The sequence below is a fragment of the Streptomyces sp. GbtcB7 genome (genome assembly GCF_019091445.1).
In the GTDB taxonomy this organism is placed as follows: domain Bacteria; phylum Actinomycetota; class Actinomycetes; order Streptomycetales; family Streptomycetaceae; genus Streptomyces; species Streptomyces mirabilis.
Genome location: NZ_JAGXJM010000078.1, coordinates 1 through 16,840, shown reverse-complemented (window position 1 = coordinate 16,840; position 16,840 = coordinate 1). Strand labels below are relative to the sequence as shown.

Here is a 16,840-nt window from a genome sequence, read left to right as displayed (position 1 = left end):
ATACCGAAGCTGCATGATCCGGACGCTAACACCCACCACCGACAACCCGACCCGATCAGCCGAACCCAGCCTCGCCGAATCGCTTCTGAACTGCTGTCATACGGGCAACACCGGCCCGGACGAAGCACTCCCCGGCTCCGCCCGGCAGCCCTGCGAGCGCTCCGCGCCCACCCCACCCGGCACCACGACACTCCGCGTCGCAGCCACAGGATGCGCTTCACCCCCAGGCTGAACCCTGGAGCACTGCGCAAAGAGTCCGGTAGCAGACGCAGCAGGCCACCCCGGGCGGGTCGCTGACGGCCCGTCGGGCCAGGACCCGGTGCTCGGAGCCGTTCTCCCGGACCGGGCCGATCGCGGCCCGGGCCCCGGTTACGCGGGGAGTGCCGAGGGGTGTCCGCCCACCGGGCGGGGCAGCGGGAAGCTGCGCAGTGCCGCGCGGCTCCAGGGGAAGCCGTAGCCGAGGTGCAGGACCGGGTCCTGGGCCTCGTCGGCGGGGACGGCGACGGCGACCAGCACGTCGGGCACCGGCTCCAGTTCGACGAACCGCCATGGGCGGGCCGTGTCGTCGGCCGGCGGGGTGAAGGCGCGTACGCCGCGTTCGTCGTCCAGCGTGAAGGCGAACGCGTCGAAGGGCAGCCCGAGACCAAGGCCGCGGGCCTTGGAGTAGGCCTCCTTGAGGGTCCACACGCGCAGCGCGCGCCGGTCGCGGGCCGGCCCGTCGGCGGCGCGCGCGACCCATTCCCGCTCCGGGGCGGCGAAGGTGCGCACGATGGTGGTGATGGCCCGCTCGTCCCGGTCCTCCAGCCGTTCCACGTCCACGCCGATACGGTGCCGGCGCACGATGCCCAGCAGGCTGTAGCCGCCCGCGTGGGAGAGGTTGAAGTCCAGCTGGGACCCGCCGCGCGGCCCTCCCGCGGCGGCGGGCCGCAAGAAGGGCCGTCCCCGCGCGGAACGCCAGATGACCAGCTCCGCCTCGGCCAGGCCCGCCTCCAGCGCCAGCGCGCGCCGCACCAGGGTGTGGGCCAGAAGGTACTGGCGCCGGTCGCGTTCGAACAGGAAGCGGCTCGCGGTCTTCTGCTCCTGCGCGTCCAGCCAGTGCGTGGCGAGCAGGCCGGCGACCTCCGGCGGCAGGCCGTCGTTGGGACACAGCCACAGCTTGACCGGCTCCCCGCCCCCCGCACCAGAAGCGGGGACGGGCCCGGGTTCGGGGGCGGGGATGAGGGTGGGGGCGGGGGTGGTCGGGGGTGCGGGGCGGGTGGTCACTGCGGTGCTCCGTCCGTGCCGGGGCCGGGCTCCAGCGGGCGGGGCCGCAGCACGGTGGCGGGCAGCTCGACGGCGGCCGGGCCGGGATGCGCGGGCAGTACGGCGCAGACGTCGACCCCGGCCAGCCACAGCCGCGTCAGCTGCTCCAGGCGGCCGCCCTGCCACAGAGCGGCCACATAGGCGCGGGTCTCCTCGAGTCCCTCGATCAGCGGCGGGCCTGCGGCGGTGCGCAGGTCGGCGCTGCGCACACCCGCCGGGCCCCTGCCCGGGCCGGGGTGCGCGGCGAAGCCGGCCAGCGCGTCGGCCAGTTCGGCGACCGTGCGGACGGTCACCGCCAGACGGCAGCGCAACACCGCCCGCCCCAGGCGCAGTTCGTGCGCGACCGCGGCGAGATCCGGGCCCGCCGGGCCGCCGTCCCGTCCACCGCCACCGCCGCCGCCGCCGTCGGACAGGCGGGCCGCGAGCCGGCCGGCGGTGGCTGCCAGGTGCGCGGGCGTCGCGGCGGACAGCAGCACCAGTTCCGCGGGACGCGTGCCCGGCGGCGGGCCCGTGCGGGCCGGGACGCGGGGGACGGCAGGCGCCTCCTCCACGACCAGCACCACACCCACACCCACACCCTCCACATCGTCCGCGCCGTCCGTGTCCTCCACGCCGTCCGCGCCGTCTGCCGCGTCCCCTGCGTCTGCGGGGCCTACGGCGTCTACGGCGTCCGTGGGGCCTGCGGCGTCTACGGCGTCCGTGGGGGCTGCGGGGGCTGCGGGTCCGGGCACGCTGACCAGCGCCCTGCGGGGCAGCACGGTGCCGTCGTCGCGGCGGGCCGGCTCCCAGGCGGCGGGCGCGGGGCGGTCCGGGCCGGCCAGCAGCACGGCGTGGCGCAGCTGCCCCACGGCGCGGACCAGGGCCGCCGCCCCGGTCACCGCCCCGGCATCTCCCACCAGCGCCGCCACCGTCCGGGAACTCTCCTCCAGAGCGACCCCCACAGCCTCCAGGCCGGCGTCCGGCGCCTCCAACTGCGGGCCGGGGTCCGGGCCTTGCGGGCCGGCGTCCGGGTGCTGCGGGCCCGTGCCCGGGGGCCGCAGGCCGGCCGCGGCCAGCGCCCGGCCGACCAGCCGGCCGTGCTGCGGGCCCAGGGCGGCGCGGCCCGGGTGGCCGACCGCGCTGGAGCGGATCACGGCGTGCACGCGGTCGCCGTCGGCACGGGCCGCGGCCAGCGGCTTGAGCAGCACGGCCGCCACCCCCTCACCGGCGCCGGGCCGCTGGCACGCCGGATGCAGGCGCAGCTCGACCGCGCCGACCAGCGCCGCGGCGCACTCGCCCGCACGCAGCCCGCCGAGCGCGAGGTGCAGCGCGGTCAGGAAGGAGGAGTCACCGCTGTCCACGCTCAGGCTGGGCCCGCGCAGGTCGAGCAGCCGCGACAGCCGCGCGGCCGGCCCGGGCCGGGAAGCCGGAGGGGCGGTGTGCCGGTGCCCGGTGCCCGGCAGCGCACCGCCGGCCGGGCCGAGAGCGGCATACACCCCCACGCTGCGCGCCGTGCCGTCGGAGGCGGTGAGCCGTTCCAGACGCGCTCCGGCGTATCCGGCGCTCTCCAGCGTCTGCCACGCGCTCTGCGCCAGCAGCCGCTCCCGCAGGTCCAGCCCCGCCGCCTCCCGGGCACCGAGCCCGAACAGGTCCGGGTCGAACTCCTCCACACCGTCCAGGAAATGCCCCCGCCAGCCCGCACACGCCGACCGCCGCCCGCCCGGGAGCGCGGCCTCGGCGATCCGCCCCTGCAGCCCGTTGCGCCAGAACGCCTCCAGATCCCCCGCCTGCGGGAAACGGCCCTGGATCCCCACGACCGCACACGGCATGCCCGCACCGGCCCCCGTCGCGGCCCCGGCCCCGTCGCCGGCATCGGCACCGGGAACAGGGCCGGGAACAGGGCCGGGGGCGGGCAGCGGCGCACGGTCCGCCGCCGCCGGCAGGGCCGTCACCGGCAGGGCCACGACCGGCGGGGCCACGGCCGGCGAAATGCCGGCCAGCAGGGCCACGGCGTGCTCACGCCGCAGGGTGCCGCCCTTGAACCGCGTCAGGATCTCCCGGGTGTCCATCACGTGCGCCCTTCGTCTCGGACGGTCCGTCAGGCGGAGCGGGCCGCCAGCAGGGCGGCCGCCTCGTCGATGCTGAGCACCTCGTCACGTACCGCGTCGAGCAGCGCGTCCAGATCGACCCCCGCCGCCGGCGCGACGGGGGCGCCGCCCGGCACCGGGCCCGCCGGGGACGGCCCCGGCTGCCCGGCCGGGACGGCAAAAGCCGCGCCACGGCGGCCCGACGCGGGCGTGCGGTGCGCGCGGTGCGCCGCCCGCGCGCTGACGTACGCCGCCATGGCCCCGAGGTCGGGCTGGTCGTAGAGCAGGTCGGCCTGCTCGCTGAGGCCGTAGGCGCGGTTGATGCCGGCCAGGAACTCCGCGGCCAGGATCGAGTCCAGCCCCAGTGCCGCGAACGGCGCGCTCACGTCGATCTCCCCCGGCCCGCAGTGCAGGATCCCGGCGAGCTGCTCCCGCAGCGTGTCCGTGACCGCCTCCACAGCCACATCAGCCACATCAACATCCACGGCCGCGGCCACATCCACGTCCGCCTCCGTGTCCGTGGGTGTGGGTGTGTCTGTGGGGGTGGCGGGGCGGGGGGTGCCGAGTTCGGCCGCGACGTGCCGGGCCAGTGCCTGGGGCGTCGGGTGCTCATACAGTGCGGTGGCCGCGATCCGGGTGCCGTAGCGGGCGTTGAGCGCCGCGACGAACTCGACCGACAGCATCGAGTCCAGGCCCAGCAGCCGGAAGGGCTCCTGCGCGTCGAGCGTCTGCGGCTCGATACGCATCATGCCCGCCAGCACCGCGGTGAGCTCGGCGAGCACATCGGCCACGGGCGTCGGCGAGACCGCGGGCGGCTGAGGGACGGATGTCATGGTGGGCGTCTCCAAGGGTCGTATCCCAGGTGGCCGTTGTGGCATTGTGCGCGCCGCCGGCACCCCGCCACATCCCCGGCCGTGGTGATCCCCGCCGGCGGTGACTGGCTCCCGGGAACCAGCCGCCGCCGCGGCCCTCCGCCCAAAGGATGAGCCACCCTGCCGTACCGCCCTGCGAAAGCTGCCGTGCCGGCCCGCGCGGGTCCGCGCCGTGTCAGCGGACCCGCGCGGGTGCGGGCGGGCCCGCGCCGTCGGCGGGAGCGGGCGCCGGTGCCGCCTCCGGCGCCGCGGTCTGGATCGAGTGCTGCAGCCGCCGCAGCCGCGGCGAGGGCTCCAGGCCCAGGTCCGCATCGAGGGTGGCGCGCAGCTGGTGGTAGACGCTGAGCGACTCGCTGCGCCGCCCCGAGCGGTGCAGGGCCAGCATGAACTGCGCGTGCAGATTCTCGTGGGTGCGGTAACGGCTGGTCAGCACGGTCAGTTCGGGCAGCAGTTCGCGGTGGCGGCCCAGCCGCAGATCGGCCTCGATGCGCTGGTCCAGCGCGCACAGCCGGCTCTCCTCCAGCCGCCGGGCCTCCATCGCCAGCTGCGCCCCGGCCTGGACGTCGGCGAACGCGGTCCCGGTCCACAGTGCCAGCGCCCGGCCCAGGGTGCGGGCCGCCTCGGCGAAGGCGCCCTGGTCCATGGCCCGGTAGCCCTCCCCCGCGAGCCGCTCGAAGGCGCGCACATCACTGCTGCCGCCGCCGGAGGCGAGCAGATAGCCGCCCGGCAGGGTCATCAGGACGTCCTTGGCGGCGGCCCGGTCGTCCCCCAGCGCCTGCGCGATGAGCTCGCGCAGCTGCAGCACGTACGTCTGCAGCGTGGTGCGGGCGCTGCGCGGCGGGGCCGCGCCCCACAGCTCCTCGGTGAGGGCCGCGACCGGCACCACCTGGTCGGCGTGGAGCGCCAGCAGAGCCAGGACCTGCCGCGGTTTCGGCGCGGTCGGGGTGATGGACACCCCGTTCTCCCGCACCGCCAGTGCGCCCAGTACGTCGATGTCCACGCCGTCTCCCCTGGTCGGTGTGCCGTGCCGCACCCACGATTACAAAACAGCACGTCCGGTCTGTCAATACTAGACCGTTCATGCTGTTTCTGTCGGGTGACGGACCGGCAGCAGACCGGCGGCGGACGGGCAACAGGCCGCCGGGGTGCCGGAATTCCCCGGTCCGCACCCTCCGGGGAGAGGCCGGGCCCCGGCTCCGCCCGCCGCGGCCGGCGGCCCGCAAAGCAGACCGCCGGGTCTGCTCCCGGCACGGGAAGGGGCGGAAAGGGGAAGTCCGGGACGGGGAGGAGCGGGGCGGTGCGGGGCGGTGCGGGGGCGGGGGTTACTGCGGGGGGTTGCCGTGTTTGCGGGAGGGCAGGTCGGCGTGTTTGGCGTGCAGCATGGCCAGGGAGCGGATGAGGACCTCGCGGGTGGCGGCGGGGTCGATGACGTCGTCGACCAGGCCGCGTTCGGCGGCGTAGTAGGGGTGCATGAGTTCGGCCCTGTACTCCTTGACCATGCGGGCGCGCATGGCCTCGGGGTCGGCGGCCTGGGCGATCTGCCGGCGGAAGATGACGCCTGCCGCGCCTTCCGCGCCCATCACGGCGATCTCGTTGGTGGGCCAGGCGTAGGTGAGGTCGGCGCCGATGGACTGGGAGTCCATGACGATGTAGGCGCCGCCGTAGGCCTTGCGCAGGATGAGCGAGATCCGCGGCACGGTCGCGTTGCAGTACGCGTACAGCAGCTTGGCGCCGTGCCGGATGATCCCGCCGTGCTCCTGGTCAACCCCGGGCAGGAACCCGGGAACGTCCAGCAGGGTGACGATCGGGATGTTGAAGGCGTCGCACATCTGCACGAACCGGGCGGCCTTCTCGGACGCCTCGATGTCCAGCACGCCGGCCAGGGTCTGCGGCTGGTTGGCGACGATGCCCACCACCTGGCCGTCCAGACGGGCCAGCGCGCAGATGATGTTGCGGGCCCAGCGCTCGTGGACCTCCAGGAAGTCGCCGTCGTCGACGATCTCCTCGATGACCTTCGCCATGTCGTAGGGGCGGTTGCCGTCCGCGGGGACCAGGTCCAGGAGGGTCTCGCCGCGCCGTCCGGGCGGGTCGTGGGGGGTGGTGTGCGGGGGGTTCTCGCGGTTGTTCTGCGGGAGCATCGACAGGAGGTAGCGCACCTCCGCGAGGCAGGTCTCCTCGTCGTCGTAGGCGAAGTGCGCCACGCCGGAGGTCTCCGCGTGGACGTCGGCGCCGCCGAGCCCGTTCTGGGTGATCTCCTCGCCGGTGACCGTCTTGACGACGTCGGGGCCGGTGATGAACATCTGCGAGGTCTCGCGGACCATGAACACGAAGTCCGTCAGCGCGGGGCTGTAGGCGGCGCCGCCCGCGCACGGGCCGAGCATCACCGAGATCTGCGGGATGACGCCGGAGGCCTTCGTGTTGCGCTGGAAGATGCCGCCGTAGCCGGCGAGCGCGGAGACACCCTCCTGGATCCGGGCGCCCGCGCCGTCGTTGAGGGAGACCAGCGGCGCACCGGCCGCGATGGCCATGTCCATGATCTTGTGGATCTTCGTGGCGTGCGCCTCGCCCAGCGCGCCGCCGAAGATACGGAAGTCGTGCGCGTAGACGAAGACCGTACGGCCCTCCACCGTGCCCCAGCCGGTGACGACACCGTCGGTGTAGGGCTTCTTGGCCTCCAGGCCGAACCCGGTCGCCCGGTGCCTGCGCAGTTGCTCGACCTCCTGGAAGCTGCCTTCGTCCAGCAGCAGGGCGATGCGTTCCCGGGCGGTCAGCTTGCCCTTGGCGTGCTGCGCGGCGGTCGCCTTCTCCCCCGGGCCCAGCCGGGCCGCCTCGCGGATCGCGTGCAGTTCGGCCACGTGTCCGCGGATGCCGGCCGGCTCCGGCCCGGCCGGGGCGGGGCCCGCGGCAGGGGCCGGGCCCTGGGCGAGTACGGGGGCGGGGGCGGTGGTCATTGCCATGTCAGGTCCCTTTCTGGGGCGGGGAGTTCCGCATCACGGCCGGCCGCGCCGGACCCCGGCGGGGGGCGGGGGGCGGTGTCACTGCCAGCTGCGCGGGGCCCGGTGGGTGCGGGGCCGCCACCAGCGGGAGCCGTTGACCGGCCTGCCCCGGCGGGGGAACACGCCGCCCGCGCGCAGCGCGAGCAGCACCACGGTCAGTGCGGCCAGTTCCTCGTCGCTGGCCTGCCCGCGCTCCACGCGCAGGACGGGCTCGTGGTGCTCCGGCGTGCCCATACCCCCTCCTTCGGTCGTGGGGACACCGTCGGCCACCCGGCTCAAGAACCGCTCTCACTGCGCTCGAAGAGCACCGCACACGGCGGCGGACCGGCGCGGCGCGGGGGCGTGTGCGGGGCGGGGGCGTGTGCGGGGCGGGGGGAAACGCTTCGGCCAGCCGCCGCCCGTGCGGGCGGGCGGGTGGAGGGGCGGCGGGGGCCGGGGGCGGCGCGGGCGGCGCGCGGTGCGGCGCGTATGCGGCGGGGGCGGGGACATGGTGTCTTGACTGCGCCGGTGGCGGTGATTACGGATCCGGGCGGCCCCGCGCCGGCGCGCGGGAAAAGGGGACGACGGTAGCCGTGTGGAGTGCGGCGACAGCGGAATCAGGAGTTCTCCTCGAGCGGCCGTACGCACGTTCTCCAGCGCGCCGAACGCCGTACGCGGCACCGGACTTGGAAGTCCGCTCGAGAACGGATCCAGGAAAACGCTGGACGGGGACGGCCGCGGCTAGCGTGAGCGGCGGCGCGGATTTCCGGCCAACAAAGTGGAACGGGACAAGGAGCTCGACGACATACGGAATGCGGAATACGGAGGAGACCGTGAGGATTCAGGTTCTGGGTCCGTTGAGTGCCGAGGTCAACGGGGGATCCATCGTTCCGAGCGCGGGCAAGCCGCGGCAGATCCTGTCGCTGCTGGCGTTGTATCCCGGGCGGGTGATGCCCGTCCCGACCCTCATGGAGGAGATCTGGGCGACACAGCCGCCGCAGAGCGCGCTGACCACGCTGCAGACCTACATCCTGCAGCTGCGCCGGCGGCTGGGCACCGCGATGGGGCCCGGTGCGCCGGGCGGCGCCAAGGAGGTGCTGGCCACCCGGCACGGCGGCTATCTGCTGCAGATCCCGCCCGACTGCGTCGACGTGCACCAGTACGACCGGCTGACGAGGGAGGGACAGGCCGCCTTCGAGAGCGGCGACGACGAGGTCTCCGCCGCCCGTTTCAAGGCGGCCCTGGGCCTGTGGCAGGGCCCCGCCCTGGTCGACGTACGGCTGGGGCCGGTCCTGGAGATCGAGGTGGTGCGGCTGGAGGAGAGCCGGCTGGTCACCGTGGAACGGCGCATCGACGCCGACCTGCGGCTGGGCCGGCACGCCGAACTCATCGCCGAGCTCATCGAACTGACCGCCCGTCACCCCCAGCACGAGGGACTGCACTCCCAGGCCATGGTGGCGCTCTACCGCTCCGGCCGGCAGGCCTCCGCGCTGGAGGTCTACCGCCGGCTGCGGGTACGGCTGATCGAGGACCTGGGCGTGGAACCCTCCCCCCAGCTGCAACGCCTCCACCAGGCCGTCCTGACCGTCGACCCCCAGCTGGACGTCCTCGCAGGCCCGCGCCACAGCTCCACCTACGACCTGTTCACGGCCTGACAAACCCGCCCCCGCCGCGAGTCGCGGCGGGGGCGGGCAGCGGCGGGCAACGGGCAGCGGCGGGAGGGATGCTGCGGGCCGGCGGCGGACGGGCACAACTTGCGGGCACAGCGGGGACGGGGACGGGCGGCGGGCGGCGGGCGGCGGGCGGCGGAATGGACGGCGGGTGTCGGGGATGCGCGCAGTCCGGGCGGGGTCCGCACGGGCCGCCCGGCGGCCTGTCCGCCGCCGTGGCCGCGGGCCCTTCGGGTACCTGATGCGTTCCTCCCCGGTGAATCCCGGGCGGCCGTCGTGGCCGGCCCCCTCCCCCTCCCCGTCCCCCGCCCGGCCCCGCCCCGCCCGGTGGGGGGGGGGGCGGCAGGTGGCGGCCGGGGGCCCCCCCGGCGCGGCCACCGGCGCGCCCCCCGGGCCCGACCGGGCCCGGCCCGGCCCGGCCCGGTGAGGGTGAGGCCGGCAGCCGGCAGCCGGTGCCGCCCGCGCCGATGCGGCACATCGGGCCGTCGGGCCGCGGCTGCCGGCCACCGATCGCCGCGGTATCCGGGGTGATCGCACAGCTGGAGGCACGCAAGGCACCGGATGGTCCCAAAACTCGTGGACGCCCGTTCCGCGGCGCCGGGTTCACCGCCTGGCTCGGATGCTCCCGCAGCCCGTCCGGATGCCCGTGCAGCCGTGCCGGTGGCCGCCGGCGGTATGCGCTGCACGCACCTCGGCCACCGCGGCCGATGACGGCCGGATGCGCTTCATGGGCCCTCTCCGCCGGAACGTGTGCCCTCTCGCACGCGAGCAGCGGAGGAAACCCCCGATGAGCTGAACGCCGTGGTGAGAGAGACCGGGTCTCAGCCCCGCGGGCGGCCAGGCTCCCGGTATCGGCCGCAAGGCGGCGCTCTGCGCGCCGGCCGGGCGCCTGGCCGGCGTACGGGTGAGCGGGGAACTCCTCGCGCACGGCGCCTGCCGGACGGGCGAGGTAGCGGCAGGAGCCCGCCGGGAAGGGGAAAGCGTCACCACCGGCCTGACGGATGCGCAACGGCGAGCGGACGTATGCCCGGCTCCGGCGGGACCGGTTTCTGGCGCGGGGCGGGACGGGTTCAGGGGGGCGGGGTGAGGACGGAGCGCACCCCGCGGGCGAGGGCGGACGCGCTGGCGGCGGCGTCGCCGATGCCGGTCATGACCACGGCCGCAACAGTGCCGGGAGCATGCGGCGTGCGCTGGGCGAGTTCGTAGGCCGCCCTCCCCCCGGGCCCGCACCCGCACAGCACCAGGCGCCGGCCCGGCCCGGATGCCTGGTGCAGCGCGGCCGGCAGCACGCCCGGCGCGCCGTCACCGTGCACGGCCACGATTTCCTCCGGGCCGCGGTGGCCGCGGACGAACAGGTCGTAGCTGCCCGCCGGCACACCTGGGGCGGTGACCAGGCAGATCACGTCCGCGTGCGGATGCCCGGGCCGCAGCACGGTCAGAGCGGGGTGCGGCGCGGGCGGCACCGGCCGGGCCATGCGCGGTATCGCGGCCCGGGCCAGCAGGTCCAGCAGCTGTCCGGCACTGGCCTGGGCCTGCCGGAACTCGGGCAGCGCGCGCAGCAGGCGTACGCACTGGGAGTGCAGGGCGGCGGCGTCCTCGTCCGCGAGCTGCGCCCGGTCGTGGAACAGGCCCAGGACCAGGCCGCCGGCGGTGTCGTGCCGGGCGGCGAGGGTCAGGGGGCCGCCGGTGGCGCCGGCCGCGCTGCGGGGGGTGTCCGCGTGGACGCCCTGGGCGGCGAGTTCGCTGCGCAGGACCTTCGGCAGCACAAGCGGGCCGTCGAAACGCACCAGAGTGCTGCCGGCACCGCAGAGCGGACCCACACCCGCGGCAGGACCCGCAACAGCACCGGGGCCGGGACCGGCAGCGGGACCGGCGGCGGGACCGGGGGCGGGGCCGGGGGCGGCGGGCGGGCGGGGGGCCCACGCACGGACCGTCTCGGTGCTGGCCCACGGGTAGGCGGCCAGGTCCAGCAGCGTGTCGCGGACCTGGTGCAGCAGGCCCGCCAGCGGGGCGGCCGGATCGACGGTCACGGTCATCGGCAGCGGGCTGTCCAGCAGGCCGGGAATGCCCGCGGCACCCGGCAGGGCGATGTCCCGGCCCGACAGCTGCACCCCGAAACTCACCGGCAGCGGCCCCGGAACGCCCGCCGCCCGGTACAGCAGCAGCGCCCACACCAGGTGCAGCGCGCTGGACTCGGCGGCGCCGCGCAGCGCGGCCCAGGAACGCAGTCGGAAGGTCTCCGGCGCCCGCAGCCGGGTGTGCAGCAGACCGGGCCCGCTCTGCCCGGTGGCGCCGCCCGGCCGCCCCGGGCGGGTGGCGGCCCGCGGCGGCGGTACCGCGCGGGCCCAGAACTGCCGCGCGGCCGTGGTGTCCTGGCTGGCCAGCCAGCGGGCATGGTCGCGCAGATCGGGACGGCGTTCCCCGCCCGGCAGGACGCCGCCGCCGGCGTAGGCGCGGTAGAACTCCCGCAGGAGCAGGTGCACACCCCGCTCGTCGAGGAGGGCCGGGTGATAGGTCAGCAGCACCCGCGGCGGCGCCGCGCCCGCACCCCCGCCGGGCTCCGCCGCCAGCAGGGTCAGGCGCAGCAGCCCCGGCCGGTGCAGCGCGAACCCCCGCGCCCGGTCCCGCCGCAGCAGCTGGGGCCAGGTGACGGCGGCCGGGGAACACACGGCGATGTCCGCCTCGGCCCGGGCGTGCAGCACCAGCCGCGGCGCGGCGACCCAGTCGAAACAGGCCCGCAGCACACACTCCCGGTCGACGACGGACTGCCACGCCGCGGCGAACCGCGCCACGTCGAGAGGCCCGGACCAGTCCCAGTACAACTGCTCGACCCCACCACCGTCGCTGCCGTCGCTGCCGTCACTGCTGCCGCTGTTGTCACCGGCGCCGGCGGGGGCGGGGGTGAGGGCGGCGCGCAGCAGGGTCTGCTGGTGTCCGGTGACCGGGAGGATCTCCCCGCCCGGCGGGGGCGGCGCCAGCAGGTCGGCCAGCAGGTCCGCGGGCAGCGCGGCGAACCCGCCCGCGGCGGGCGGGGTCAGGCGCAGCGTGTGGTGACCGGGCCGGTGACTGTCCAGCGCGACACCGAAGGCACGGTGGCGCTGCGCGAGCCGGGCGGCGACCGTCTCGGCGTCCGCCGGGCCCAGCGGTCCGCGCAGTTCCAGGACCAGCGGACCGCCCGGCGCCGGCGCCACCGGCTCATGGACCACGGCAAGAACAGCCCCCTGCGGCACGTCCTGGCTGCTCATCCGCCCTCCCAGGCCCCAGAACCCGCCCCCGCGGCACGGCGGACCGGCCCCCCGCACCCCTTACCCGACCAGCAGGACCAGCACTGCCGGCACGGCCGGCAGGACCGGCAGGGGTGCGGGGAGGACAGGCACGGCGGGCACGGCGGGCACGGCCACTGCGGGTGCGGGTGCGGCAGCCGCGGGTGCGGGCGGGACGGCATCGGGCGGGGTGACGGCGGACGGGCCGGCCGGGCGGTGGGCGCGGGCCGCGGCGCCCGGCCCGCGACGGGCCGGGCGGCGGCGAAAGCTGCCGCCGGGACGTCCCGCGGCGGCGCCCCGCGCGAAGACAGGCCGGGCAGGGACAGGCCGCACGGGGGCGGGCCGGGCGGGGGCGGGCCGGGCCGGGTGCGGTGGGATGGCTGCACGGTGGTTCACGACGCCCGCCTCTCGTCATGTCGGCTGTGCGCCGGAGCTGCCCGGCAGCTGCCAGCCTAACGTCGCCGCAGGTGGGAGGCCTGTTTCCTCGAGCGGGTATGGAGCGGGCCGCGAAGCGGTCTCGATTTCCCGCGGCGGACGGCGGGCGCTGCTGACCAGATACCGGCCGTGGACAAGATGGGTGGCCAGAATCCACCGCGCCGCGCCGTCCGGCTCGCCGGCCAGGACCGTACGGCCCTGTTCGTCGCGGCGGAACCCGACCGCCGAGAAACGGCGCCGCATGCCGTGCCCGAGCGCCTTGGTGTAGGCCTCCTTGAGGGTCCACAGGTGCAGCAGCCGCAGCGCCCGCTCGTCCTCGCCCAGCGCGGCGAGCTCCGCGGCCTCGTCCGGGGTGCACACGTAGGGATGCAGCAGCTCGAAAGAGGGCCGGCGGGTGACGGGCTCGGCGTCCACCCCGATCGGCCCGCTGCGGCTGATGCCGACCACGATCAGCTCGTCGGTGTGGGCCAGGCTCACCTCGGCCTCGGCCAGGCCGCGCAGATGCGGGCGGCCGCCCGGCCGGTAGGCGAGGTCGAGGGCGTCCGCGGGAACCTGGAGCGCGGCGGCCGCAGTGTGCTTGAGGACCATCCGGGAGACGGCGAACCGCAGCCGGCCCGCCGGGGCGGCCGTCTGCCGGTACCGCGGCCAGTCACGGCCGAGCAGAGACCGCAGCCCGGGATCCAGCAGCGCCGCCGTCAGCCACTGCCCCCAGGTGGTGTGCACCAGGGCATGGCCCTGCCCGGCAACCTGGTCGTGCACCTGCTCCCACGGCCCGTCCGGCCCCGCCACATGCAACAACGGCCCCGGCGACAGCCCGGACAGCCCCCCGGACCCCCACCCGGCCAGCACACCGGACGGCAGACCCGGCGGCACACCGGACGCCGCACCGGATGGCGCACCGGATGGCGGACCGGACGGCAGACCGCGCGGCGGACCGGACGGCGCACCGGGCAGCGGAACAGGCGAGGTCCCTGGCGGCGGGCCGGACGGCAGTACGGGCAGCAGCGGGCCGGGCACCCGCTCTCCCCCGCCCTCCCCCGCCCCGTCCCGCCCCGGCCCCCCAAAAACCCGGCCCCCGGAACCCGCCCCGGCGGACACGGCCCCGGCAGGAACGGCGCCAGGGGGCACGGACCCGGGAGATGCGGCCCCCGGGGGTGCGGCCCCGACGGACACAGTCCCCGGGGGTGCGGCCCCGACGGACACAGTCCCGGGGGGTGTGGTCCCGGGGGGTGCGGCCCCGGCGGACACAGTCCCGGGGGGTGTGGTGCTGCCCGGGCCGTCGGCCGGGCTGTGCCCGCTCACCACAGCAGCCGGGTGGCGTACACGTCGCAGTCCACGCCGCGGCGCACGCGGCCGGCCAGTTCCGCCCAGACGGGTGCGCGCGGGTCGGGGGCCGGTCCGGGCAGCGGCACGCCCAGCCGTCCCGCGATGCCCGTCAGCGCGAGCAGCGCCCAGTGCGTACCGCCCAGAAACAGGCCGCGGCCGTCGTCGGCGGCCTCCCTGACACCGAGCACGGCGGCGGCCAGCCACAGCAGGGCCTGCCGGTCCGCCAGCGCCCGCGCCGCCACAGCGCCGGGTTCCGCGCCGGCCGTGCGGCACGGCCGGCGCAGCGCACGCTGCTCGGTCAGCAGCCGCCGGGCCAGCGCCCCCAGCGCGGCACGGCCCGTATCCCCGCCGTCCGCACCGTCCGCACCGTCCGCACGGGCGGCACCGGCGCGCAGCAGACCGGACAGCACCACACTGTCGTCACCGCCCACGCCGTACCCGTCCGGCTCATGCCCGCCCGGCTCGTGCCCGTCGGGGGTGTGCCCGTCCGTCTCGTGCCCGTCCGGGGTAAGGCGGCCGGACTCGTGCCCGTCCGGGGTGTGCCCGTCCCCCTGCTCCCCGGCAGCGGCGGGGGCGGGTGCGGGCGGGCCGGCGAGCCGGAAGGGGGCGGGGACCGGGCCGCGGTGCGCGGTGCGGGGCTCTTCGGCCGCCAGGGCCGGCAGGGCCCTGGCCAGGCGGGCCTGCCAGTACGCGGCGCCCGCCGCGTCCACCCCGGCCAGGGGAAGGTCACGGGTCAGTTTCGCGAGCATCCCGCCCCCGGTACTGGCGGGCCCGTGGCCGCATTCGGCAAGGACCAGTCCCAGCTGCGCCAGTACGTCGGCCAGCACGGTCGGCACCACGTAGCCGGCCACCGCGCCCAGCAGCCCCGCCCCCACCCCCGCCCCGGCCCCTGGCCCCGGCCCGGGGGCGGCCGGGCGGCGCAGCGCCACACAGGTCAGGCTCTCGCAGGCCAGCAGGTCGGCGAAGGCGGCGGCGAGCACGGGCTGCCACTGCCGCAGGGCCGGCTCACCGCCGCCGCGGCCGGCCACGGCGAGCGCGGCCTGGCGCAGCACACTGCCGGCGGCGGCCACCAGGGCCGCCGGGCCGGGCAGCGCGGCGGGCACCAAAGAGGACACCGGGGAGGACTCCGCGGCCTGCCCCCGGACACGTCCGGCGGGCGGCATACCCGGCCCGCCCCACGTGACCGCGGCATGTCCCAGGGCCAGATCCCGGCGCAGGAGCGGGCGCAGGGCACGTACCCGCTGGTCGGCGGCGCGTACCTGTCCCAGACCGGCCGCCGTAAGAAGCGCGCCCGCCCGCCCGGCCCGCCCCTCCCCCGCCCCGGCAGCCCCGGCAGAGGCGGCGGACCCGGCAGAGGCGTGGGCGGGGGCGGCGAGGGCGGGCAGGCTGTAGGGGTTGGCCGCGTCGCGGGGATCGCCCAGCAGCACCTCCAGCCGCAGCGCGGCGAGCGCCACCCGGAGCGGCGGCGGCAGCGCGGCATACCGGTGCGCCAGCGCTCCCGGGACCGGCCCGGCCACACGGACGGCGCACCCGCCCCCGCTCCCCGCCTCCTCCCCCGCCGACGACGACACCGACGGCACCGACGGCCCGGACACCGCCGGCCCGGACGCCGCGGCGGGCGGCCGGGCGGTGAAAGCAGCCGCGGACGGCGGGGCCGCCGGCCGGGCCGGCGGGACAGTAACGGCAGGGGCGGGTGCGCTGGGCGCGGCGGGCAGGGTGACGGCCATGACCGGCCTCCTGTTCATCTGGTCACCTGGTCATCCGGTCGGCTGTTCATCGCAGGTCATCTGTTCACCGCAGACGGCGCACGGTGCTCTCGGCATGCCACTTGGCCAGGCCCAGCGTTTCGGTACTGGCGCGCGACAGCCAGGCACGGACATGGTCGCGGGCCTCGAGCAGGCCGGTCCCCGCACCGAGCACCGCAAAGACGGCCTCCTGCCGGAGCATCACCTGGTGGGCCGCGACGACCGTGACCCCGGACGCGTCCGGCAGCAGCGACCACTCGCCGCTGTGGGCGGCGACCAGCTCGGGCGTGAGCGTCTCCTTGTAGACGATCCGCCCGGCGTGCGGGAAACACAGCCGCACGGCCCGCGTGCTCACCGTCCGCCCGCCCGGCGCCGCGCAGGTGTCCAGGGACACCACCTGGATCCCCGGCACGTCCTCACACACACCGGTCCGCTCCACATGCGGGACCCGCCCGGGCCAGTCCCCGATCCGGTAGAGGAAGTCGTAAACCAGCTCCGCGGGGCCCTCGATCCGCACCCGGTCCTCGAACGACAGCAGCAGCTCGTCCAGCTGCTCCCACCGCCCGGCCGCCCGCCGTACCTGGGCAAGCCGGCGGCGCACGTCCGCCTCCGCCTCCCGGCGGGCACCGTCCGCAGCCGCCACCGGCAGCCCGCGCTCCTGACGCAGGCCCAGCACACACTCCGTCTCACCCGCCGGCCGCACACTCCACACACCCGAGGTCACACTGCCGGGCCAGACAGCATCCTCCTGCTCGAACACGACCGCCCGGGCATCGGGATGCAGCACCCGCCGGGCATACCAGGAACCAACCCGGCCACCCAGCACACCACCCCCACCACCATCGGCGGCGTCGTCGGCAGCGGCGCCGGCGCCGGCGCCGGCCTCATCGGCCAGCTCCCACATCCGCAGCCGCTCCTGGACCCCGTCGAAGTCGAGACGCTCGACATGCACGACCGAGGGCAAGAACACCGGCCAGCGCGCGGCATCGGCCAGCATCCCGTACACGACACCGGCCGGAGCGGCCACCCCCACCGTGTACTCACAGGCGTGCACGCGCGACGACATGCCGGCCCCTCCTCCTCCAGGCGCACCCCCCCCCCCCCCCCCCCCCCCTCCCCCCCCCCCCCGCCCCCCCCGCCCCCCCCCCCCCCCCCCCCACCCCCCCCCCCCCCCCCCCCCCCCCCC

At 76.7% G+C, this 16,840-nt stretch carries 12 protein-coding genes; 1 reads left to right on the top strand and 11 read right to left on the bottom strand.

Annotated elements, in window-relative coordinates; all coding sequences use genetic code 11:
• Positions 1-369: 369 nt before the first annotated feature.
• The 6 genes from KVT44_RS60925 to KVT44_RS54105 all read right to left on the bottom strand — a co-directional run bounded on the left by KVT44_RS60925 (position 370) and on the right by KVT44_RS54105 (position 7,470).
• The gene (locus KVT44_RS60925) at positions 370-1,263 is read right to left on the bottom strand and encodes a 4'-phosphopantetheinyl transferase superfamily protein (protein ID WP_308314411.1); all 894 of its coding nucleotides are present in this window, start codon (positions 1,261-1,263) and stop codon (positions 370-372) included.
• The gene (locus KVT44_RS54125; RefSeq protein ID WP_217576435.1) at positions 1,260-3,350 is read right to left on the bottom strand and encodes a polyketide synthase; all 2,091 of its coding nucleotides are present in this window, start codon (positions 3,348-3,350) and stop codon (positions 1,260-1,262) included. Before KVT44_RS54125 ends, KVT44_RS60925 begins: the two co-directional genes overlap by 4 nt.
• A 29-nt stretch (positions 3,351-3,379) precedes the next feature.
• Positions 3,380-4,201, bottom strand: a complete 822-nt coding sequence (locus KVT44_RS54120; protein ID WP_217576433.1) for a phosphopantetheine-binding protein — start codon at positions 4,199-4,201, stop codon at positions 3,380-3,382.
• 214 nt (positions 4,202-4,415) lie between these two features.
• Positions 4,416-5,240: an AfsR/SARP family transcriptional regulator gene (locus KVT44_RS54115; protein WP_097281957.1), complete on the bottom strand. Its 825-nt coding sequence runs from the start codon at positions 5,238-5,240 to the stop codon at positions 4,416-4,418.
• Positions 5,241-5,562: 322 nt separating this feature from the next.
• The gene (locus KVT44_RS54110; protein WP_254651163.1) at positions 5,563-7,191 is read right to left on the bottom strand and encodes an acyl-CoA carboxylase subunit beta; all 1,629 of its coding nucleotides are present in this window, start codon (positions 7,189-7,191) and stop codon (positions 5,563-5,565) included.
• Between the two features lie 84 nt (positions 7,192-7,275).
• Positions 7,276-7,470, bottom strand: a complete 195-nt coding sequence (locus tag KVT44_RS54105) for an acyl-CoA carboxylase subunit epsilon (RefSeq protein ID WP_099918219.1) — start codon at positions 7,468-7,470, stop codon at positions 7,276-7,278.
• Positions 7,471-8,048: 578 nt separating this feature from the next.
• Here KVT44_RS54105 and KVT44_RS54100 point away from each other — a divergent pair.
• Positions 8,049-8,870 carry an AfsR/SARP family transcriptional regulator gene (locus tag KVT44_RS54100; protein ID WP_054231258.1) on the top strand — a complete coding sequence of 274 codons (822 nt, stop codon included), beginning with the start codon at positions 8,049-8,051 and terminating at the stop codon, positions 8,868-8,870.
• A gap of 1,085 nt (positions 8,871-9,955) precedes the next feature.
• On the opposite strand, the gene KVT44_RS54095 is transcribed toward KVT44_RS54100, so the two are convergent.
• From KVT44_RS54095 to KVT44_RS54075, 5 genes are all read right to left on the bottom strand, one after another.
• On the bottom strand, positions 9,956-12,130 hold the full coding sequence (locus tag KVT44_RS54095; RefSeq protein WP_217576431.1) for a condensation domain-containing protein: 2,175 nt from the start codon (positions 12,128-12,130) through the stop codon (positions 9,956-9,958).
• A gap of 60 nt (positions 12,131-12,190) precedes the next feature.
• Entirely contained in the window at positions 12,191-12,544 is a 354-nt protein-coding gene (locus tag KVT44_RS54090; RefSeq protein WP_217576429.1) for a hypothetical protein, read from the bottom strand.
• A gap of 15 nt (positions 12,545-12,559) precedes the next feature.
• Positions 12,560-13,600 carry a 4'-phosphopantetheinyl transferase superfamily protein gene (locus KVT44_RS54085; RefSeq protein ID WP_308314410.1) on the bottom strand — a complete coding sequence of 347 codons (1,041 nt, stop codon included), beginning with the start codon at positions 13,598-13,600 and terminating at the stop codon, positions 12,560-12,562.
• Between the two features lie 281 nt (positions 13,601-13,881).
• Positions 13,882-15,636, bottom strand: a complete 1,755-nt coding sequence (locus tag KVT44_RS54080; RefSeq protein WP_217576427.1) for a hypothetical protein — start codon at positions 15,634-15,636, stop codon at positions 13,882-13,884.
• 64 nt (positions 15,637-15,700) lie between these two features.
• Complete coding sequence (locus tag KVT44_RS54075; RefSeq protein WP_217576425.1) at positions 15,701-16,720, bottom strand: aromatase/cyclase; 1,020 nt, start codon at positions 16,718-16,720, stop codon at positions 15,701-15,703.
• Positions 16,721-16,840 lie beyond the last annotated feature (120 nt).

Coding starts and splice junctions, on each gene's coding strand:
- KVT44_RS54095 (WP_217576431.1), bottom strand. CDS start 12,130: ATGAGCAGCCAGGACGTGCCGCAGGGGGCTGTTCTTGCCGTGGTCCAT.
- KVT44_RS54080 (WP_217576427.1), bottom strand. CDS start 15,636: ATGGCCGTCACCCTGCCCGCCGCGCCCAGCGCACCCGCCCCTGCCGTT.
- KVT44_RS54105 (WP_099918219.1), bottom strand. CDS start 7,470: ATGGGCACGCCGGAGCACCACGAGCCCGTCCTGCGCGTGGAGCGCGGG.
- KVT44_RS54120 (WP_217576433.1), bottom strand. CDS start 4,201: ATGACATCCGTCCCTCAGCCGCCCGCGGTCTCGCCGACGCCCGTGGCC.
- KVT44_RS54125 (WP_217576435.1), bottom strand. CDS start 3,350: ATGGACACCCGGGAGATCCTGACGCGGTTCAAGGGCGGCACCCTGCGG.
- KVT44_RS54110 (WP_254651163.1), bottom strand. CDS start 7,191: ATGACCACCGCCCCCGCCCCCGTACTCGCCCAGGGCCCGGCCCCTGCC.
- KVT44_RS54075 (WP_217576425.1), bottom strand. CDS start 16,720: ATGTCGTCGCGCGTGCACGCCTGTGAGTACACGGTGGGGGTGGCCGCT.